The 22,098-nt window shown below is 37.6% G+C and carries 19 protein-coding genes; 11 read left to right on the top strand and 8 right to left on the bottom strand.

Translation table 11 applies throughout. From position 1 onward, the window contains the following. Positions 1 to 21 precede the first annotated feature (21 nt). The 8 genes from DFQ12_RS20740 to DFQ12_RS20700 all read left to right on the top strand — a co-directional run bounded on the left by DFQ12_RS20740 (position 22) and on the right by DFQ12_RS20700 (position 10,005). The gene (locus tag DFQ12_RS20740) at positions 22 to 1,005 is read left to right on the top strand and encodes a hypothetical protein (protein WP_120260946.1); all 984 of its coding nucleotides are present in this window, start codon (positions 22 to 24) and stop codon (positions 1,003 to 1,005) included. Beyond that, complete coding sequence (locus tag DFQ12_RS20735) at positions 983 to 2,044, top strand: hypothetical protein (protein ID WP_120260945.1); 1,062 nt, start codon at positions 983 to 985, stop codon at positions 2,042 to 2,044. The genes DFQ12_RS20740 and DFQ12_RS20735 overlap by 23 nt, the downstream gene beginning before the upstream one ends. A gap of 37 nt (positions 2,045 to 2,081) precedes the next feature. After that, a complete protein-coding gene (locus tag DFQ12_RS20730) occupies positions 2,082 to 3,026 on the top strand; it encodes an ATP-grasp domain-containing protein (protein WP_120260944.1) in 945 nt (314 codons plus the stop codon). Positions 3,027 to 3,214: 188 nt separating this feature from the next. Next, positions 3,215 to 4,297 (top strand): grasp-with-spasm system SPASM domain peptide maturase, encoded by a 1,083-nt coding sequence (gene gwsS / locus DFQ12_RS20720; RefSeq protein WP_120260942.1) that lies wholly within the window; start codon positions 3,215 to 3,217, stop codon positions 4,295 to 4,297. A 17-nt stretch (positions 4,298 to 4,314) separates the two neighbouring features. Next, positions 4,315 to 6,507, top strand: a complete 2,193-nt coding sequence (locus DFQ12_RS20715) for a peptidase domain-containing ABC transporter (RefSeq protein WP_120260941.1) — start codon at positions 4,315 to 4,317, stop codon at positions 6,505 to 6,507. 148 nt (positions 6,508 to 6,655) lie between these two features. After that, positions 6,656 to 7,846 (top strand): HlyD family secretion protein, encoded by a 1,191-nt coding sequence (locus tag DFQ12_RS20710; protein WP_167457324.1) that lies wholly within the window; start codon positions 6,656 to 6,658, stop codon positions 7,844 to 7,846. Next, positions 7,847 to 9,208, top strand: a complete 1,362-nt coding sequence (locus tag DFQ12_RS20705; RefSeq protein ID WP_120260939.1) for a TolC family protein — start codon at positions 7,847 to 7,849, stop codon at positions 9,206 to 9,208. Between the two features lie 152 nt (positions 9,209 to 9,360). Further along, positions 9,361 to 10,005 (top strand): hypothetical protein, encoded by a 645-nt coding sequence (locus DFQ12_RS20700; RefSeq protein WP_147420449.1) that lies wholly within the window; start codon positions 9,361 to 9,363, stop codon positions 10,003 to 10,005. A gap of 20 nt (positions 10,006 to 10,025) precedes the next feature. Here the strand turns inward: DFQ12_RS20700 and DFQ12_RS20695 are convergent, their stop codons facing one another. The 6 genes from DFQ12_RS20695 to dinB form a co-directional block, all read right to left on the bottom strand. After that, positions 10,026 to 10,787: a hypothetical protein gene (locus DFQ12_RS20695; protein ID WP_120260937.1), complete on the bottom strand. Its 762-nt coding sequence runs from the start codon at positions 10,785 to 10,787 to the stop codon at positions 10,026 to 10,028. Then, the gene (locus DFQ12_RS20690) at positions 10,780 to 11,352 is read right to left on the bottom strand and encodes a hypothetical protein (protein WP_120260936.1); all 573 of its coding nucleotides are present in this window, start codon (positions 11,350 to 11,352) and stop codon (positions 10,780 to 10,782) included. Before DFQ12_RS20690 ends, DFQ12_RS20695 begins: the two co-directional genes overlap by 8 nt. Positions 11,353 to 11,566: 214 nt before the next feature. After that, positions 11,567 to 11,776: a bacteriocin immunity protein gene (locus tag DFQ12_RS20685; protein ID WP_120260935.1), complete on the bottom strand. Its 210-nt coding sequence runs from the start codon at positions 11,774 to 11,776 to the stop codon at positions 11,567 to 11,569. A 128-nt stretch (positions 11,777 to 11,904) separates the two neighbouring features. Beyond that, positions 11,905 to 13,191, bottom strand: coding sequence for a serine hydrolase domain-containing protein (locus tag DFQ12_RS20680; protein ID WP_120260934.1), 1,287 nt, complete (start codon positions 13,189 to 13,191; stop codon positions 11,905 to 11,907). Positions 13,192 to 13,300: 109 nt separating this feature from the next. Further along, complete coding sequence (locus tag DFQ12_RS20675) at positions 13,301 to 16,240, bottom strand: DNA polymerase III subunit alpha (protein WP_120260933.1); 2,940 nt, start codon at positions 16,238 to 16,240, stop codon at positions 13,301 to 13,303. Between the two features lie 13 nt (positions 16,241 to 16,253). After that, positions 16,254 to 17,408: a DNA polymerase IV gene (dinB, locus tag DFQ12_RS20670; protein ID WP_120260932.1), complete on the bottom strand. Its 1,155-nt coding sequence runs from the start codon at positions 17,406 to 17,408 to the stop codon at positions 16,254 to 16,256. A gap of 73 nt (positions 17,409 to 17,481) precedes the next feature. On the opposite strand from dinB, the gene DFQ12_RS20665 reads away from it, so the two are divergent. The 3 genes from DFQ12_RS20665 (at position 17,482) to DFQ12_RS20655 (ending at position 20,316) form a co-directional block, all read left to right on the top strand. Beyond that, the gene (locus tag DFQ12_RS20665) at positions 17,482 to 18,285 is read left to right on the top strand and encodes an XRE family transcriptional regulator (RefSeq protein WP_120260931.1); all 804 of its coding nucleotides are present in this window, start codon (positions 17,482 to 17,484) and stop codon (positions 18,283 to 18,285) included. 45 nt (positions 18,286 to 18,330) lie between these two features. Further along, complete coding sequence (locus DFQ12_RS20660; RefSeq protein WP_120260930.1) at positions 18,331 to 19,650, top strand: hypothetical protein; 1,320 nt, start codon at positions 18,331 to 18,333, stop codon at positions 19,648 to 19,650. 87 nt (positions 19,651 to 19,737) lie between these two features. Continuing rightward, positions 19,738 to 20,316, top strand: coding sequence for a hypothetical protein (locus DFQ12_RS20655; protein WP_120260929.1), 579 nt, complete (start codon positions 19,738 to 19,740; stop codon positions 20,314 to 20,316). Positions 20,317 to 20,644: 328 nt separating this feature from the next. Here the strand turns inward: DFQ12_RS20655 and DFQ12_RS20650 are convergent, their stop codons facing one another. Both DFQ12_RS20650 and DFQ12_RS28195 read right to left on the bottom strand, forming a co-directional pair. Continuing rightward, positions 20,645 to 21,421 carry an SOS response-associated peptidase gene (locus tag DFQ12_RS20650; protein WP_167457323.1) on the bottom strand — a complete coding sequence of 259 codons (777 nt, stop codon included), beginning with the start codon at positions 21,419 to 21,421 and terminating at the stop codon, positions 20,645 to 20,647. A 52-nt stretch (positions 21,422 to 21,473) separates the two neighbouring features. Continuing rightward, positions 21,474 to 21,719 carry a hypothetical protein gene (locus DFQ12_RS28195; RefSeq protein ID WP_167457322.1) on the bottom strand — a complete coding sequence of 82 codons (246 nt, stop codon included), beginning with the start codon at positions 21,717 to 21,719 and terminating at the stop codon, positions 21,474 to 21,476. Positions 21,720 to 22,098: the final 379 nt, after the last annotated feature.

The raw sequence follows: 22,098 nt of genomic DNA, 5'->3' as shown, positions 1-22,098 counted from the left end.
AAAAATGAAAGGCCATTTCTTTTGTATTTACAGAATGTCAATATTGCAGAAAATTACATTATTAATGGTTCTTACGATAGTGCGATTGTAAGTTACCAAGCTGCGTTTAACTTGCATAAACCATTAGCAGTTGATATCTATAATGCATTTTTAGTAGCCAAAGAGAGCAAGGATCGTTTTGCAGCAGAACAGTTCTTATGGAAACTTGCCGGTAAGGGCGTTGGACGATCTTTTTTTGAAAAAAATCGCTACATTAATTCTTATAGAAATAATTCGAATTGGAAAAAATGGCTTTCGAAAGCAGATTCAGAGAAAATGAAGATCAGGATTGCAAACCAGGAAGTCATTTCAAGAATCGAAAGAATTTCCTATTCAGCTGAAAATTTGTACCGAATTTGGGTAAAATCGTTGGAAGGAAAAACTGGTACAAAAGAGACCGATTTTGAGTTGCGATTGGATGAGCAGAATAATAGTCTAATTGACAGCTTATTGAGTATAATTAATCAATTTGGGTATCCTTCGGAAGAGAGAATTGGGGTGCGAATTGTAAATGATACAAATATTTTAAGTGAGCCTGTTTTCAGCAAAATAATACTTCGTGGCTATTCCAAACCCAATGGCATAGGCGGGGGAACCTTCGATGAAATTTTAAAAAATGCAATAGATTCCGGATTTATCAAGCCATTTTTCTTTGCAAGGATGCATGATTACAAGCACTATCAAAACTATACCCCATATGGTACCTCATTTTTCACAGGACTAGGTGGTAAAATATACTATAGCGATAAAGATGATATCAGTCAAATTGAAGAAAATAGACGGCAAATTGGTTTATCATCACTTTTAGAATATGCAAAAATAGTTCAATACACACTATTAAATAAGGGTTCATCTTTTATATTTGACGCCCTGTTCACCATTCAGGATCGGTTACTCGATACAGAAAAAGATCAACTTGAATATATACAAAACCACAAAGAATATGTTCCTGCAAATTTTGAATAAACGAAAGGCTATCGCAATTACAATATTCTTGTTTTGCGTGTCTAATGCTAGAGCGTCTGATAACTATTTCGAATTGGTAAATAGAGCTGAACTTGAAATCGTTTCAGGCAACTTTACGACCGCTTGTAAGTTATATAATTTGGCATTTCAAATTAATCACAAACCATTTGCAATAGACCTTAATAACGCTGCCATATCTGCAATATATTCCAACCAACTTAAATTAGCAATTGACCTGTGCAAGGATCTGGCTGGCAAAGGGGTTGGGCCCCAATTCTTTACCAAGAGCGCTGTATTTTCAAAGCTTGAAGTTTTAAGGGGGTGGAATCAGTTACTTGCCGAAGCATCAACACAAAAAGAAAATCTAAAAAATAAAAACGCTTCATTATTAGGATACATTGATAGTCTTGTAAAACAGGATCAGTATGTCAATTCCCTTTGGCGAAATGCAGAGCCTAAGGATAAAAGAAAGGCACGCGATTTTATGGATTTAACCTATGATACAATTTCTCATAAACTCAAAAAGCTCTTTGATAGTGTTGGATTTATTTCCGAGAATTTAATTGGTGTAAAAATCATCAATGACACCATTATAAATCCAGACCTTCCCTTTGATGTAATAATTATCCATAATTACCAAGCGCAGATGAATGGTGAAGGCTTATTTACTCCAGTATTAAAGCATGCATTTACCACGGGATTAATTAGTTCAAAATATTTTGCATCAATCCAAGGATATAGTGGTGGATCACCTGGTAATGATTATCAAACGTCAGGATATTACGTCCAATACAACTGCAATATTTATAAACAAAAAATGCGTGCTGAGGACCTTAAAACAGTAAATAAATTACGTGCGTCAATTTTTTTAGATTCTTTAGATGATAACTTAAAAAAATTAGTTTTTCAAATTAGAAATCCTGACACTAAGTTTATTTTTAGTGCAAATGCCTCCAGGTATATGAATTTTGCTGATAAAAATTCGGAAAATTCATTTTTGATGGGTACAGATTTGATACTCGAAAACATTTGCAATTAAAGTGACAACTTTCTTCTAAACAATCTTTCGAATTTCTATGGTCTACTTATTAACAAGGCCAACAGATGATACGACATTACTGGTCATCCAATGGCTTATCAATTTCAAGAAGGATTTTGAACGATTAAGCTTTATTAATGATTTTTTGAAATTGAATTTCAAGTCTGATGTAATTAACTTAAAGAGTGACTCTGATTTGTATTCATCAACGAATTCATTTTATTTTAACGGTGGTAACCTAACAGTACCGCCTCTTCCTATAGAAGATAAAGAATTAAATCTACAGATTTCCAGATTCCTCGAAAATGAGGCGAAAACCATTTTTTCATTCTTAGGATCAGAAAACTTGATGAATAAAACTTTTGGACTAAATCCTGCATCTGAATTCAAAATAAACAAGTTAAAAGTATTAAAGGAAGCTTCAAAAGTTGGCTTTATTATTCCTCCCTCAGAAGTGGTTATCACGAAGAAAGCTTTACAGCATTGCAAAAATAAATGGGGCAGAATTATAAATAAGAGTATTGATAACGGTATTCGTATTAATACTTCACAAATTATTTTAAGTGGGCAACAAACTATTGAAGTAACCGATGAAATAATCAACGGTATGGCAGAAGAATTCCTTCCCTCTTTTATTCAAAAATTAGTTGAAAAGGAATTTGAAATTCGCGTTTTCTATTTCCAGAAGGACATACATGCGGTTGCTATTTTCTCTCAATCTGATGAGCAAACTCGGATTGACGGTAGACAAGACAATCATGATAATCCCATTCGACAGGTTCCATTTGATCTGCCAGAAGATCTAAAGATGAAAATTTCAACGTTGATGGAAAATGTTGGTTTGAATTATGGCTCATTAGATTTCATTTATACAACTGATCAACAATACTGCTTTTTGGAAGTTAATCCGTATGGACAATATGGTTTCCTATCTTCTGCCGGTAATTTCTATATAGAAAAAAAAATTGCTGAATATTTATGAAAATTACCGAAGTGATTCCACTCCAAATCATGCCCAAATTACCGGTATCATTTGTGAAATTGTCGCCAATAAAAAAAGAGCACGCAGTGTTTGTAAACAAATATGTATATATCGAAAGATACAAAAGCCACCTCTGCAGTGTTTATCCTCCTTTTAAACCTATTTCAAAGTTATTCTGATTATTTTTTATGAAAACTGAACTTCCATTTAGGTTATTTGCTAACTGTCAACTTGTAAAAGGAGCCGAAAGGAGTACAATCTGTGATCTTCAAAGAGGTAAATTCCACCTGATTCCTAATTCATTATTTGACTTGCTGGTTGAATTCCAAGGTTCAAATATTGAAGACGTTAAAAAGCACTTCGATAACGAATATGATGATACAATCGACGATTATTTTTCACTATTGATAAAGGAAGAATTGATATTCTTTTCAAGCATTCATAATCTTTTTCCTCCTTTAAACTTGCAATGGGATTCCCCTTCTGACCTTACATATGCCCTGATTGATATTGGGCCGACTGTTTACGATAACTTTCTCGCAATCGCTAGTCAACTCGATGAATTGGATTGCAAATATGTGGAATTGCGGAGTTACCAACCACTATCAATCGACAAGTTGAATACATTGTTAATAAGCTTTGATGAATCAACTGTAATTTCAGTAAGCTTGATAGTCCCACATAACGAAAACATATCAACTCTCGAATGGAAATCTTTTTGCGATAATCATAAACGGATAACAAGCCTTACTATACATAGCAGCGCTCAGGAAATTAATGACCAATCACCTGAGTACATGGTGCCAATATTATATAGGACAGAGAAAATTTCCAGCGAATTATGCTGTGGTGTAATCCATCCTGGTGTGTTCGTTTCCTCAACTGAATCATTTACTGAATCATTAAAGTTTAATTCATGCTTGAATAAAAAAGTAGGAATTGATTTGGATGGTAATATTAAAAATTGTCCTTCCATGCGGAAGTCTTTTGGAAACATTTCGGACACCAAGCTAATAGAAGCTATTAACCATGATGAGTTTAAGCGATCCTGGAGATATAATAAGGATGTTATTGAGGTTTGTAAAGACTGTGAATTCAGACATGTATGCACTGATTGTCGGGCATTTCTGGACAATCCTGAAAATCAGTTAAGTAAGCCACTAAAATGTGGTTATGATCCATACACATGTACTTGGGAACCTTGGAGTACAAACCCATTAAAAATGAATGCAATCGCACATTACGGTCTTTCCGATGTCGTTATTAAATAGCCTTTAAAACACCAAATTTGAAAAAATTTCCTGTTTACAAACAATTGGATGCAATGGATTGCGGGCCTACCTGCGTCCGGATGATTGCTAAATACTATGGTAAAAATTACTCCCTTGAATATCTCCGGAATGAAAGCTATTTAACTCGTGATGGTGTAAGTTTACTAGGAATAAGTGAAGCGGCTGAAAAAATAGGATTTAAGACTCTTTCAAGTAAGATCAGCTATGAGACTTTGAAAAATGACGCACCTTTACCTGCAATCATACATTGGAACCAAAGCCATTTCGTAGTTCTTCCCCCCCAAAGATTTGGAAAAAAAAATTCAAAGATTACTATTGCAGATCCTGCACATGGGATGGTAAGAATTGATGAAGAAACCTTCCTTAAATGCTGGCTAAATTCTAATACGACCGGCATCATACTTTTGGTTGAGCCGACTCAAAATTTTTTTAATGAAGAGGGGATACATCAAGCCAAGAGTGGCTTTGGTTTTCTTTTCAATTATCTAAAACCATACCGCAGATACCTAATCCAACTTTTTATAAGTGTATTGTTGGCTGCATTATTCTCTTTAATATTTCCATTTTTGACTCAAAGCTTGGTTGATTACGGAGTAAATCGTCAAGATATCAGCTACGTTTACCTAATCTTAATCTGTCAACTGCTATTATTTCTTGGAACGACTGTAATTGAGATGATCCGAAGCTGGATTCTATTGCATATGAACAGTAGAATTAATATTAGCATCATTTCAGACTTCTTAGTAAAATTGTTAAGCTTGCCAATAAGATACTTCGATTCTAAGATGATCGGAGATATACAACAACGAATTGGAGACCATTTAAGGATTCAAAATTTTTTAACTGGCACAACGCTTTCAACCTTATTTTCATTTGTTAACCTAATTGTGTTTTCCATAGTTCTTGCAATCTACAATATTCCTATTTTAATAGTTTTTCTACTTTTTAGCACCGCCTCAGTTGGCTGGATTGTGATATTTTTAAAACGAAGGAAAGAACTAGACTACAAACGTTTTCAACGCTTAAGTGATAATCAAAATATCCTTTTTGAAATGATTACCGGAATGCAGGAAATTAAGCTTAATAACTGCGAGACAGCAAAGCGTTGGGAATGGGAAAGAACACAGGCAAAGCTATATAAGATCAGTGTAAAAGGTTTGGCTCTAGGCCAATATCAACAAGTAGGCTCTGTATTTTTTACCCAGCTAAAAAATATATTGATTTCATTTGTCAGTGCAAACGCAGTAATAGAAGGACAAATGACCTTGGGTATGATGCTCTCTGTAAGCTACATAATTGGTCAAATGAACGGACCCCTTGATCAGTTACTGGGTTTTGTCCAAGCAGCACAAGACGCGAAAATCAGTTTGGAAAGGCTTGGCGAAATACATAACAAGCAGGAAGAAAAAACCGATTCTGGATCACCTTATGAGGAGATAGAAAATAATCTTGGTGCAATACGATTGGAGAATATTTCATTTCAATATGAGGGTCCTCAATCACCGTTTGTGCTAAAAAATATAAATCTTTTAATACCCGAAGGGAAAGTTACTGCTATCGTAGGCTCATCTGGCAGCGGGAAGACTACCTTAATGAAAATGCTTTTGCAATTTTATGAACCTATAAAAGGTGATATTTTTATTGGAAGCAAATCATTTAATACTATTTCCCCAGGACTTTGGAGGAGTAAAGTTGGCTCGGTAATGCAGGAAGGCACAATTTTCTCAGATTCAATTGCAAGAAACGTGTCATTAAGTGATGAGCATGTAGATGTAATTAAATTAAAAAAGGCCGTTTCTGTTGCAAACATTAGGGAGTTCATAGAGGAACTTCCTAGCGGATATCAGACAAAAATTGGTAATACTGGTGCAGGGATAAGTACTGGTCAAAAACAACGTATCCAGATCGCAAGGGCCGTTTACAAAGATCCAGAATATTTATTTTTTGATGAGGCTACCAGTGCATTAGATGCAAATAACGAAAAGATTATTATACAAAATTTGTCAGAATTTTTTAAAGGTAAAACAGTGGTTGTTATTGCTCACAGACTAAGTACTGTCAAACACGCTGACCAGATTGTGGTATTGGAAAAAGGCGAAATTGTTGAGACTGGAACACATGAACAATTAGCTGCAAGGCAAGGATTGTATTTTGACCTTATCAAGAACCAACTGGAACTGGGTAATTAAAATTAAAAAAATGTCAGAAAAATTAAATCATACAAACGGGCAGCAAAGAATAGCGGAAAAGGATGAACCTTATATCCACCGTTCCGAAGAAGTCCAGGAAATAATGGGGCGATTCCCCTCCTGGATTACCCGATGGGGGATTTCCCTTATGGCAATATTATTTATTGGACTATTGGTAGGTGCCGGATTTTTTAAATATCCAGATATTATTCCAGCTAAGGTTACCATTTCATCTGCGAATCCACCGGTTCAAATAATTGCGCGAAACAACCTTCCAATACAAAGCATATTAGTTGAAAATAACAGCTCAGTAGTAAAAAATCAAATTCTTTGTATCCTGTCGAATACAGCCAATTTCAAAGATGTTTTGGCTGTTACCAATATTGCTAAATCTATCGACACGAGTATAGACCTTAAGGAAATGGTATATAATGTTAGTTCAAATCCTATGAATTTAGGTGATCTGCAGAATGATTATATCTCAATACTACAAGCGTTAATGAATTACCGGTTCTTTTTGGAACACAATGGGTATGCTGCAAAGATTGGGCACCTCAAACAGCAGTCAGGATATCAATCAATGCTTTCGGAACAACTGTCAAAAAAGGACAAACGTTTAAAGGAACAATTAAACATTCAGCAACAGCGATTTTCTTTAGATTCTTCGTTGGTTGCACAGACTGTGATGTCAAGAGTCGAATATGAAACCGCACAGAAGGAACTATTAAATCAACAGATAAACACCGAGGGGAATTACGCAACCATATTGCAAAGTAGGTTACAGGAAAAGGAGATTCAGAAAAATATGACTGATGCTATTATCCAATATCAAATAGATGAAAATGCTTTGCTACAAAAAATTAGGGATGCAGCGAAAGCCTACAACGGAAGTTATGCTAAATGGGAAGAGATGTATGTATTACGAACACCAGTTTCTGGTCAAGTTGTATTTTTTAAATATTGGAAAGAGAATCAATTTGTTCAGGCTGGAGAAGCAGTAATGGTCGTTACCCCACCAATTCAAAAATACATTGCAAGAGGAGACATAAGCCTTGTCGGAGCAGGCAAGGTTAAACCAAACCAAAAAGTCCAGATAAAGCTTTACGCTTATCCTTATGAGGAATACGGGAGTTTGAAGGGTATTGTCAAATCAAAATCGAGTGTGGCAATGGATACGACATTCGCAATTGACATTGATTTGGTAAATGGTTTAAAATCTAATTCTGATAAGTTAATTCCAGAGCAAGCCCAAATCGTTGGAATTGCCGAAATCATGACAGAAAATAAAAGTCTGTTACAAAGATTATTTGAAAACATTTATGGAAAACATAGAAGATAAATGAAAAGTAAATACAATGGCAAATTCACCTTCTGGACGCTTCTTATATTGTCAATATCACATATTGCCAGTGGGCATGACACAACATGGACCTTAAGTAGTTGTATTGAATACGCGAAGAAAAACAATCTAACTATAAATCGTACTGTACTTAGCAAACGTACTGCACAATTGCAATTTGAACAAAGTAAACTTTCTTTGTTGCCTAGTATTTCAATAAACACAAATTATGGACGCAACTACGGTAGATCAATCAATCCAACCACCAATGAATTTGAAAATAGTTCTTACGAATTTACTGGCCTAAATAGTTCGGGAAATGTCTTGTTGTTCGGTTGGTTTCAGAAGCAGCATGAAATCAAAAAAAAAGAATTGATGCGAAATGTGGTAGATACTGAACAAGAAGAATCGGAAAATGATTTATTTCTAAGTATAGCAACTGCATACATAAAGATATTACTTGCCCAAGAGCAGATAAAAATCGGGCAAGGGAAATTAGATCTTAGCACACGACAAGTAGCTCAAACCGACCAGTTACTTCGTGCAGGCAGAAGTAACGGGCAAGATCTTGCACAGGTACGAGGGCAGCTTTCCCTGGATAGCGCTGCATATATAAAAGCTCTTTTAAACAAAGAACTAGCAATAATTGAGTTAAAAGCTCTACTAAATCTTGATTTTGAAGAACAATTATCTCTTGAAGATTCTAATCTACAAAACTTAAGTCTCGATGTCTTGTCATTGACACCTGCTACAATCTACAATATAGCTGTAACGCGGTTTGCCAAGACTTTAGGGACAGGAATTAATAGAAAGATCGCCAATGAAAATTATAAGATTACAAAGGCTAGCCTCTACCCTAGATTAAGTCTTAGCGCATCAATGGGCACTAATTACTCATCCACTTATTTTGAGATGCTTCCCAATGGTGAAATACAGAATATGCCTTGGGGAAAGCAGTTGCGCAATAACCTTTCGCATTCTTTTTCCCTTGGAATAAGCATCCCACTATTTAATGGGCTATCGACCAGATACGCAATAAGACAAGCCCAAATTGATATTCAAACGGCCAATTACCTCGATGATGAAGCAAAGCTCCAATTAAAGAAGGACGTTTATCAAGCATTCAATGATGGGCAAACATCACTCCTAACTTATAAAACCGCAGTCAGTACTCAACATTCAACGCGCACAGCTTTAGAATATGCTACAAAACGGTATGAGAAGGGCTTAATTTCGGCATTAGAGTTATTGATTACCCAAAATTTGGATAATGAAGCGACAATTAATGTATCAATTTCCAAATTTGATCTTGAATCTAAAATCATGACCATTAACTACTTTCTCGGTAAAATACCATTTTAGTAATTGCAGTACAATCGAGTTGATTAACAGAAATATCGTAAAAAAAATTGACATTTAGTCGCTTGCTTAAAAAATTTTAAGTTTTCATAGCAAATCCCGAATTGTTTATGATTTTCCTAATTAATCTAAAAGTTTCAATCAAAAAAATATTTATGAAAAAATTCTTCTTTGTTGCATTTTGCCTCTTAAACTTTCAAATTTTCGCTCAATCTATTACCTCAGATCGACGAATCAATAATTACTCATTTGAAGATAATTTCGATGACAACAAAAATGAATGGAGCAAAGATTCAGATAAAGATTCCGCTGTAACCGCAACGATAGGTAATGGCCTATTAAAAATTACTAATAAAAAATCAAATGGCAATTGGGCATATTACAACAAAAATGTTCATATTGATTACTCGAAAGATTTTGAAATTCAAGCTTCGTTTGTTATCCGGGAAGTCTCCAAAAAATACAAAACAGCATTGTCAATTTATTGGGGTTATGACGATAGCCTAGGATCTACTTGGCTATCTATTAGCCGTCGTCGCATCACAATCAAAAACTGTTATGGTGGTGACCACAAACATGACAAGATAGAACATTCAAAAAATAATCATCCTGCACTAAAAAAAGGAACATCCTATAAGGTGACTGTTCTAAAACGGAATGATAAATACCTGGTTTACCTTAATTCAAAATTACAAGTTGAGTTATTCTACAGCCCATTAAAAGGAAATGAACTAGCCCTAGCGGCTTGGGAAAATACCGAAATAGAATTCTATAATTTAAAAGCCTACAATCTCGAATAGTGGCAGTAAAAGATTCAAAATTATTTTTTTAAAAGATCATTAAAATAAAGCCAGGCGCCTGATTTCAAATGCCCGGACAAAGCATCTTTGTATTTATTGTTTACGATAAAAAGCTTTGAATCGAAAGCTGGCTTATTAGAGGAATCAATCTCCTGTTGATCCAAATCCACAGCAATTTTCAGCTCATTTGCTTTGTTATTGTATTTAGAACATATAGCTAACAAGCGATCTCTTAGCTGCCAGGAATAAAGATAGTATCCGCCGAAGAAATCTTCGGCGGATACTTTCGGCTTGCCATATTTCGTTTTAATTTCAGAAAGTAATTTTTTGAAAGACGCTTCACTCTCATTTTGATTTGTAGCTACCAGCGCCATAAAATCCCCTTCCTTGCTACGCATCATATGTAACGCATCAAAATACATATCACCATAGTGAGCAATTTCACTACCTTCTGTCCAAGACTTCATATTATACTGCGTCCCTACAAGCTGGTTGGACGATTCGTAATTATCGTCCACAAAAACCGCTTCTATAGAGATGGTTTCAAAACTCCAGGGATCAATGAGCTTATCACCGAATTCTTTCTCGCCTTTACCATTTAGTATCGCATCCCTCTGTTCCTTGTAAAGTTTTGCTTTTTCAAGGGACGGGGCATAGAAATTTTCAATGTTGAAGTCTAATCTAAAGTCCTTGATATTCAAGGGTTCATTACCCTGTTTCACAAGGCCAAAAGCAAGAATTATTATCAATGTCGGTACCGATATACCAAACCGTTTAATCATTATAGCTATCAGTTTTATGAATAATAATATTTTGATCCAGAGCCATTCTTTTTCCATTTATATCTGCGCTATCTATCCTGCAGCCGCTGATAACAGGGCCACCCATATTATAATTTGCAACCGCAGTTAATACGAAATTTGAAATGGCGTATTGATTATGGCCTATTGTAATCTCTAACTTTTCGTCAGCCTGCAAGGGGTGACTGTAATAGAAGTCAGCATGGTCTGCATTAATTTCAACCTGATGATTATTAGTGTCCAGAATGTCGCCCAGCGAATTTTTATGAACAGAGAAACATCTCTCCTTTACATCCTTTTCATCATAACCGATAAAAAGTATATGCAGTTCATCAATAGTTTTTTTCTGCCTGCAGGTTACCTCAGCCTCCCTCAACTTAGCTTCTCTATTAGTAAAGCCCCATTTGTACCAATACAATAAGGTAAGGGGAACACAAATAAAGATCACAGCTAAAAAGACGATCCGTTGCTTCCAATTTTTAAGCTTAAGTGTAATCCCAATAACGACAGCTAAAAGTAGTAATGCTGAAATAATAATGTTAAACATCGTGCTTATTTTACTTATCTGATTGGTATTAAAGATGCTTTCCGGCAAAGTACAAACAGGTAGATCCTGGAACGCTTATTTCTCATCCTCATCCTCTAATTGTAAGGATAACCATCTTCCCTCCTACCAGTTACCTGTTATTAGAGAATAGCTCTTGCTCACCATTTGACATCAGTTTTTGATTTTGATTCATAATCGTATTTTTAAAATTTTATCATAACATAAATGGTTTATAAGCCAAAGCCCGGTCAACTATTTCCGACGCTGAAAGGTCTTCGTATTCCTTTTCAAAAATATAGTTTGCGGCATTAGGGTCAGGAACATGGGCCAGGAATTGATCTATCAAATCATCGTTTTCCTTTTCCGATACACCTTCCGCATTCCTGATCTTTTCTACCAGTTCAATCAAGTCTTTTCTTTCCATCTTTTATTTGTTATCTAATTATTTCTAAAGGTTTACCAGCAGCTGGACGGAAAAGGTAAAACCCATACATGGCTTTTTCTGTTTCCGCCTTAGCTCAAAAGTTACCATGCTTTAATATTCTTTTGTCGTTATTTATCCGATTGCAATTTTCCCGCATACTGGCCCATAATGCCCCACATTTTCTCGAAGCCTGTCATCAGGTTTTTATTGATACCATTGAGCCCTTCCATTTCGGTATTGGCTAGGAATAGCATACCATAGCCCTTAACGGGGTTAAAAAACAGAAAAGCGGTAACACCGCCATCACTGCCGCTATGACCGATAACACCACTTTTCTTTATGGCATAAAACACACCGATATTCGGCTCTGCGGGGTCTAAATTTTCTGGTTTATAGGAGTCTGAAAAGGCAGGTTGAAGCATTGTAGCATAAGAAGCCGGGCTAAGAATTTGCCCCTTCCCTTGCTGTCCGGCAATTACTTCATTCAGAAAAAGGCTCAGCTCATGACAAGAAGTGGTAAGCCCTCCATCAGGGTAGGCTACGGAACTGTATTTTGGGTATGGTTTATCATCACCGGTATATAGGGCGGACAGCTTTTCCTGGTCTGCGTCGGCGGTAGACCAGGTGGCATGTGTCATCTGGAGGGGTTGCAAAATATGCTTTTGCGTATACTGGGAAAAGGACATACTTGATTTCAGTTCTATCAGCCAGGCGGCCAGGTCGGAGCCAATATTTGAATATTCATATCTTTTACCCGGTGCGCTTTTACTAAAGTTTTTCTTGGAATAATAGGAACCGGAAGGGCTCAGATAATCCGTGAGGAACGCAGCCAAAGTAGTGTCTTTCCCTTCAGCGCCATATCCTTTGGATTTTAGCTGCCCGTAAATCGGATTATCCTCCTGAATGGGTACGTTGTATAGGTAAGTCTTTTTGTACGTGTCGGCATTGTCCGTAATCCCGGAGGTATGCGTAACCAAATGCTTTAAGGCAATAGGTATTTCAGGGCTGTACGGATGTGTTACTTTAAAAGGCAATATGCTGTTGATATCCGTGTCCAACGTAAACAAACCCTGCTCTATAGCTTTCATAACCGCCATTCCAATGAACAGCTTACTTAGGGATGCAATAGGCTGTACAGTGGTTGTGGTATAAGGTATTTTCTTTTCCAGATCAGCGAAGCCAAAGGCATTTTCATATAAAATACTATCGCTGTTTACAATGGCTACACTAAAGCCCGGAAAGTCATTTTGTTTGTACGCTGTGGAAAGTGCGGCTGTCAGGCCTTCTGCAGTAGATTGAGCCTTAAGTAGAGCTCCCCAGTATATAAACAATAGAAGGAGGACGTTTCTAAAGACCCATAGCGCTTTATTTTTTGAAAGCACCACTTTGATATAAAAAATAACCTTTGCTGACATAATATAAAATTATAAAACAATGTACATATATTGATTTATATTTCAATGTATTATGATTATTTGTCGATATGTTTTTGCCAACAATTTTAAATTTGCATTGTAATAATCGTTATGCGCTTCTTGGATCAGGTTGCATAGGCATTCGTCCGCATTTGATAACCTCAATAGCCGGGCACCCGAAATCGAGCACGACCTTGCCCTCGATTAAATACAGTCCACTACTATACAGCGGATACTTTTTAAGTGATGGTGCGAAATGGACGGTATCGAAAAAATTGCCTTCCACATCTAAAAAAGTTCCAAACTTCATGGTTGTACCATTCTTGGTTGGAACAATTTTGTAGGTTGCCAGAACGCCCACAATACGTACAATCCGACCTTCCGCCTCTTTCAAATCTTTGCCATTTATACCACCTCGATATTCTGACTTTGCAATATCGAACAAGCTCCCCGAGACACAGAAACCGAAAAGCTGTATTTCATCGTATAGATCTTCCAGGAAATGGGTTTCCAATTTTGGCAGCACCGGTTTTGCCATCATATTTTCAAACAAAAGAGCACTGGTATTCTCTTTCCTTTTGTCAGACAATAATAGATGGGCCTCCCATAATAATTCTTTTTTGCCAATACCTGTAAAACGGAAGGCACCACAGCGTATAAGAATAATCAGTTGCTCCAGCGACGCACTAGTGCGGAGTGTGAAATTTTCCAGGCTGGTATATTCCCCTTGTAACAAACGCTCCGCCGGTATCCGCTCCGCTAATTTGCCTTCCAGGTTTAAAATACAGTCAAAGCCAAGGTAGACTTGCTTTCCCTGGATTGAAGTGCGCAGTTCACTTTCATTGACACAGGGAAGCTGGATTTCTCCTCCTGCTCTTTTAGCCTCATTGACATAGACCATCCTGTTGTAGAATCCACCATAATTATTAAGCACACCAACCATAAACTCAATCGGGTAGTAGGTTTTTAAGAATAAGCTTTGGTAGCTTTCGACGGCAAAAGATGCGGAGTGCGCTTTATTAAAGGAATAACCGGCAAAACTTTCCATTTGCCGCCAGACCTCTTTTGAAATTTCCTCCGGGTAGTCCTGGGCCTTGCAATGGGCAAAGAATTTATCTTCTATTTCTACCAAATGCTTTTTATTCCTGTACTTACCCGACATCATCCTGCGTAATACATCCGCGTCCGCCAGGTCGAGGCCACCGAACCGGTGGCCGATTTTCATAACATCTTCCTGGTATACCATAACGCCGTAAGTATCTTCCAGTTCTTGCTTAAAGGCAGGATGCAGGTATTGGACCTTTTCCGGATTTTTATGTCGTTCAATATAGGTTTTCATCATGCCGCTACTGGCAACACCGGGTCGTATAATTGAACTAGCTGCCACCAGGGTGAGGTAATTATCGCAGTCTAGCTTACTGATCAGCTGGCGCATTGCTGGAGATTCAATATAAAAACATCCTATCGTATTGGCCGAACGTAGTTGGTCAGCGATCTTTGGATCATTGAAAAAGCGATGAGGATTGGAGATATCAACATCCTTCCCGCGATTCACTTTAATAACATCTATACACTCTTTAATATGCCCGAGTCCGCGTTGACTTAGGATATCGAATTTTTCAAACCCTATACTTTCGGCCACATGCATATCGAACTGAACCGTAGGTAAATTTTTAGGGGGATAGTCAAGCGCAGAGTAGCAAGTTATTGGCTTTTCAGATATAAGTACACCACAGGCATGGATGGTGCGTAAGTTGGGGAAATCCGGAGGCAGCTGCCCACAAATAGAAAGGATGGTATCCGTGACCTCATTTTTATTAAGCATGTTGTCAGGTTCAAGTACCATTCGGTCTATTTCGCCTTTAGGCAGGCCATAAACTTTACCCATCTCGCGTATCATGGATCTGTCCTGAAAGGTACTCATAGCACCCATCAAAGCAGTATGCCCGGATTGATAACGTCGAAAAATATAATCGTAAATCTCGTCCCGGTCTGTCCAAGAAAAGTCAACATCAAAATCCGGCGGACTTTGGCGCTTGGGATTTAGGAACCGCTCGAAATAAAGATTTAATTCTATAGGACAAACATCAGTAATTCCAAGGCAATAGGCCACAACACTATTTGCTCCGCTCCCTCTTCCTACGTAATAAAAATCCTTGCTCCTTGCATATCGGCATATATCGTCAGTAATTAGAAAATAGCTGGAAAAGTTCAAATTATCAATAATATCCAGTTCCTTTAGAACACGGTCTCTTGCTACTTTATCACCAGAATTATACCGTCGCTTTAGGCCGTCCAGAGCATATTTTTGAAGCAATTGTTTATCATCATACCTGTTCCCCGTAAAAGTCTCTTTATTTTTTATCTTCTTAAAATCGAAATCAAAGGAGCACTGCCCAAGGAGCTTGTTGGTATTGCTGATCAGGGTAGGGAAATGTTTATAAGCATTCAACAACTGCACCTTCGTTAAAAACACTTCATCCGGCCTGCCTACCTGGCTGGATTGAAGTTGAGAGATAAGGAGGTTGTGCGCGACTGCACGAAGTTGGGTATGCAGCTTAAACTCATGCTTACGGAAAGATACCGTTTGCAGGATCACATACCGGTCATAGTTTGAGGCAGGCTCGAATACAATTCTATTCAGATCCGTAGGTTGGATTCCGATAAATTCATTATCTCGCAATCCTTTTACGTCAATGGCACCATAGGGATATATCAAGAAAACATTGTTGAATTCAGGCGCCGTAGATGGTAATTTTACTTCATCCCTGTTAGCCTTCGTCATAAATTCGTTTAGTTCCTGAAAACCGTATTCGTTTTTTGCGATCCCGATATAAAGGAGCTGATCGCCATTTCGGAATTCCATACCGGCAAGACCATTAAGCCCCGCAGTTCTGCATTTTTTTATAAAATTAAGTGAGGCCGAAGAATTATTGATATCGGTTAGCACTGCAGTGTCATACCCGCAAAGCAGCATGCCTTCGATTATCTGATCGAGACTTAAAGTGCCATATCTCAGGCTATAACAACTATGTACGTTTAGCAACATCCCACATTTCCTCCTATCTTTCTATTTCCGGCAAGGCAAAGCCCCTCATGACTGATTTAGTTCCAAAACGCATCCTGATATGATCCATAGCCCTCGAAAGATTTAAATCCTCCTGCCTGTCATCAAAAAGGTCAGCCTGATAACTGCCCTGGATCAGATTGCTAAATTTTACCCCTATTAGCCGGATCAACATCCGTCGGCTGTAGAGCTTATGGAATAAAGCCAATACCTTTTCTGAGATCACACGCTCTGATGCGGTGAAAGGTATTTTCATTTGCTGCGTATGCGTATCAAAATTGCTGTACCTGATCTTCACCGTAATGCAGGAAGTCAGCTTATTTTCTTGGCGCAGATCAAAAGCCAATTCATCGACCATAGAGAGCATAATTTTACGGAGAATGGTCATATCAATGGTATCTTGCTGGAAAGTATTTTCCTTGCTCATACTTTTTTGCTCATGGAAGGGTGTAACCCGGCTGTCATCCACGCCATTTGCCTTTTTCCAGATCATTACCCCGTTTTCTCCCATTACCCGTTTCATCGTAAAAACATCCATTTCCTGGAGCGTTATAATTCGTGAAATGCCCATGTTTCTCAGAACCGGGTAGGTTTTTTCGCCGATCCCAGGAATTTTACGAATTGACAGTGGCGCAAGGAATGGTTTTTCCGATCCCTGATCTATCTTTCTTTCTCCGCAGGGCTTTGCCTCACCGGTCGCAATCTTGCTTACGGTTTTATTGGCCGAAAGGCCAAAGGATATCGGCAGACCGGTTTCTTTCATGATCAGTTGCCGTAACTCCTGGGTCATCTTCCAAGTGCCAAAAAACTTGTCCATACCGGTCATTTCGATATAATGCTCGTCAATACTGGCCTTTTCCACTACCGGCACCCGCTGCTCAATGATTTCTGTAACGATATTGGAATACTTCGAATAAAGGTCATGGTCTCCACGAACCAGAATTGCTTCTGGACATAATTGCCTTGCCAACCTCATCGGCATGGCTGAATGAATGCCATACGCTCGGGCCTCATAACTGCAGGATGACACAACACCACGATCGGAACTGCCTCCGATCAACACAGGCTTTCCCTTCAGGTCACTGTTTAATAGCCTTTCAACCGATACAAAAAATGTATCCAAATCACAGTGAATTACTTGCCTTTCCATTTTTCACAATATTTTTTTATACATTTGTCACTAATAGTAACAAAATGAATGTCATCTATAATAACATTACAAAATGACAGACGCAAAAGTTTTTTTCCACAGCAATTTAAAATTGCTCCGGACACGCCGAAAATTTAGCCAGGGACAGCAGGCTGAACTGTTAGGATATACCCGTGCCAAGTATACTGCAATGGAAAATGGGAAGACAGAAAACCCGCCATTGGTAGACCTTATAAAAATTGCTGCCTTTTTTAAGTTTTCCGTAGACGACCTTGTAAAATCAGATCTCACCAGGTGGAGTGATTTTGAGTTAAGGAAGCTGGAGACAGGCGGTCTGGAATATATCTCAGGAAAGAAGTTGAGGCTACTGACGATTACTGTGAATGCAGAAAACAAAGAAAACCTGGAGTATATTCCTGTAAAAGCTAAAGCGGGTTATCTGGCAGGCCACGCCGATCCTGATTTTATTGCAGCCCTACCAAAGTTTACATTACCGAACCTGCCGGGTGGGACATTTCGTATGTTCCCGATCAGTGGAGACTCGATGTTGCCGCTTCCTTCCGGCAGTGAGGTTATTTGTCGGTTCGTTGAAGATTGGCGCGAAATTAAGCCCCAAACGCCCTGTATTTTGATTTTAAACGATGCGCAGGACTTCGTTTTTAAATTTGTAACAATGGAAGAGCACCTGTTCTTGCTGGAATCCCTTAACCCGGAATTCAAACCTTATACAGTAGAGGTAGCTGATGTATTGGAAATATGGCAATTTCATAGTTATCAGAGCAGGCAAATGCCACAGCCAAAAAGTGAAATAAGTCAAGTAAAAAGTGCCGTAGAGGAAATTTTGACTGATTTAAAATATTTGAAATCGAAGATTTAAATCGAGTAGAATAAACCATAGCTTCGGCTATAACCTTAATCAAATATGCGAAAATTAAAAACAGGAGTTTCATTCCCTACAATTAGTGAAAATGTTGCATCTTATTCGCCGACATCTTTCTGCATCAGTCTGGAAACAATAACTTCAAGGCAGCTAAAGGAAATTTCCAAATCTGAAATTTCACAACTACCAGGAAAAAAAATCTTGTACCATGAAATAAGGCATCACATCGATCATCTTTCATCGCTATGGGGACAAAAAAGAATTCTCAGTCTATATGAAGCGGTCAATTCCAAATTTAGCATGGACGAAAAGGAGTTTTATAAAATGGCATCTTACAAAATTTTGGAAAAAAAATTAAGATACCTTGACTATTATCCGGAAATAACTGGTGAGGCAAATTACCATACACCACTTGATGCTTGGAAATGGCGAATTACCAGTGGATTAAGATTTGATGCGCTGGGCAATCTTACTAAGAATCCTATCCTTTTCATGAGATTTTGGGAACCAAATAATGGTTTGAGCTTAAGGACTCCGATATCAATTGCATCACTGTTAGAGGTAAATGCAATTTATGAAGAAACTATACTTGAAAAAAACGTAATAGCGCAGATACCTGAAGGAGAGCATCGGGAAAAGGCAAAAGAGAACTTCCAAAAAAAAATGATGAGAACAATTGTTTACAATCAGCAGATGTGGGAGTACAACTGTGCACTCCATATGGTTTCAAATATCTTAGGAATAAGTGATGTTTATGAAGCATACGATGTCGCATCATCAATTGCGACAGTGGTCTTAAATTTGGACGTAAACGTTTTAGGTAAATTGAAGATTGACAAAGAATATATGGCAGTTTGGGGAAATCGTCCGGAAAATTTTGTTAGAGAACTTGATCTTGGCTTTTTACTTTTTAATTTGACAAACAACTATAAAGAATCTTATTCAAAGTCAAAAGAATTTGATCTTGAAGAATTTCTTTTGAGTAGTAATTTGCCAAGCGAGGGAAAAATTATCAATAATACCATTGCATCAATGAGAGCCATCCAAGCATCATTAAATCCCAAAGGCTATTTCAATGTTTTTTTTTCCAGGCAGCTTGAATCGGGGCTGGAGCTTTTAAATATGCGAGGGCTGGATGGAAAAAAACAATTGCTCTCTGATACCTTTACCAGCGGAAAATATATTCCTTCCATAGTAGAAAAAAATGCCACAATTGGATCGGGCCCTGATTTTTATACGTTATTAAATGAAGGGCGAATCAACGGAAACAAAATGCAAGACATGAACGCAATGGAATGGTATATTTTCTCGCATGAAATGTACGGAAGAATTACGGAGTTCTACAACGTTTGCGGCATCTAAACATTTAAGCTACAGCAATCCGTTGATTTAAATATAGGCTCAAAGATAAGGTTGGATAAAACAAGAAAAAAACCGAACATTAAAACAATGAAATATAACAAACAATTAATTATCGCTATGGGTGTGTGTTGTGCGCTCATAGTACTTTCAATCTTATTATTCTTCATTAAATTTTCTACCTCACCACTGTCAAATGATATTTCACAATGGGCGCAATTTGGTGATTTTATGGGCGGTGTCCTAAACCCTCTTCTCTCCATCATTAACATCTGCATATTTATTTACTTAACCGTTACTATTCAATCAATAGCCAACTCCAACCATGAACGCTCATTGGATATGGATAAAAAAATAGCATTAATGACTATGAAGAGAGAAGAGCTTAACCATTTTAAAAACGAGATGGATAGTACCATTTCTAAATGGGAAGCAAAGAATTACGATCTCGAAAATGCTAAACAAATTCTATATAGATACAATACATTGGAGTATCGAATGTCGTATTTATTTCCAAGTATGAACTCTTTGAATGAGAACAAAATGTTTAGAAGATATTTAATTGAAATAATCGATTACCTCGAACGAAAAGAGTCAGGGAATAAAAATGCTTTACTAAATACTTATGGGATGTTAATTTCTTCTTTAGGTAAAATGGTAATTGAGTAAGATCTTACTTGCCAACTTTCTAATATAAATCAAATCAGTCACAGTAAATAAAACAATTTAAGCATCTATGAGGTTATAGTGAAAAGTGACCTATGGATTATTTTGAAGTAAAGGTAAGGGATAAAGCGTACTTAATACAGCCCTACGTCGATAATGATAAACTTTTATTTACCACAGAAATTGACGGTCTGTAAGTCGTTTTCGGAGGTACAGGAAATGGATTAGAGGCGATAGATCCTCCAGATATTGACGGAGAGCTTTTAGCAGAAATAGCATCTGAAATAGATAGGAATATGATGTAAGCCGTGCCATTAGCGCACGGCTTTATTTATAATTCATATGCGAGTTCCGGCACCTCCGCATATACAAATGCCTTTCCTGGTGTCCCTTTTGTTTTGAAATCTTTTTCTACTGTATAGGCTTCCATTTCTGATGCGCTGATCTGGTAGGTCGCGAGCTCCGTAATCCTTTCCTCCGATAGATCGCCAATCATCCACTCCCATGCTAATTCATCTGGAAGCATTGTAGGCATTCTATTTTTGCTATTGTGAATTTGCTTCATTACTGAATTGGCTTCTGTTGTTACCAAGGCAACGGTATCGACCGTTTCTCCGGTCTCTTTATCCGTCCAGTTCTGCCAGATCGCTGCTATGAAAAAATACTCTTTATTTTTTAAGCCGATATGGTATGGATACTTATTTGCAGTCTTCAGCGGCTGACCTGTTCTTTTATTTAACGGAAAAATGTGACGCCACTCATAAAATTCGCTCGATAGAATAAGGCATCGCCTTTCAAGAGCCGCTTTGCGAAACATTTTCTCTCTGCCGGTTTTCTCATCTACCAAAAGCAGCTCCTCTCCTTTTGCATTCAGCGTTGTATAGGCTTGGTGCCACTTGCCGGAAGCGTCCTTGTAACCGAAGCGCATCTTCTTGACATCTTCCCTGTTTTTGACATAGTACGGAATAAATCCCCATTCCATTTGTACTATATCAAAATTACATTTGTCAGCAGTTGGCTTCAACACCGCAATATTTCCGTAACTAAAACCATCGTGTAAATCCTGATCCAAAAAATCATAATTCATCACTGCTTTTTCAAGGTCCATCAGGCGTATAAACTCAGTCCGAGAGACACGCTGTCCATTATAATAACACAAATTACCTCCGATCCAGGTACAGGGCAACGATCTGTCCAAAAGTTTCCGCTTCAGGCTGCCGCCCTTGTGGAACACTGGTCCACATAGCACCTTGCCAGGTGGAGACTCTCGTAATAACCAAAGGCGGGCGTTTATCATTAAAGATCAAGCGATATACCTGCTGATCTTGTACAGTATGTTCCGTCACGATAATTTTTACGCCGTCAACTTCTACTTCAAACTTTTCGTTACCGAGTAAATTACCCATTATACCAATATTTAAACTAATGCTAATATAATAATTTATAGAATAAGTAACAACTGCTGAAGCTTACCTTTACGCGAAATGGTCGTGGATAATTATAAAGCGGCAATGTGTACAAATGGGCAATTTGAAAAACTACTTACTGTCTCAGGCAGCATTATGATTATAACAATCTTTACATTACAGAGAACTAATAGTACGTGCTTAAAGGATCTAGCGTTTTATTAGAATCGAGTGTACAGAGCATTATAGGCTTCGGATAAACCTTCGGATCTTGCACGTAGTATTATACAATAATCTATGAGACGATACAACAGTGTATATGCCAGGGGCTTCAAAATCTGCATAGCGAAGCAGCATAATGATAAACCAGATGTCTTAT

Source organism: Sphingobacterium detergens (genome assembly GCF_003610355.1).
GTDB lineage: Bacteria > Bacteroidota > Bacteroidia > Sphingobacteriales > Sphingobacteriaceae > Sphingobacterium > Sphingobacterium detergens.
This window is presented reverse-complemented; position numbering and strand designations above follow the sequence as displayed.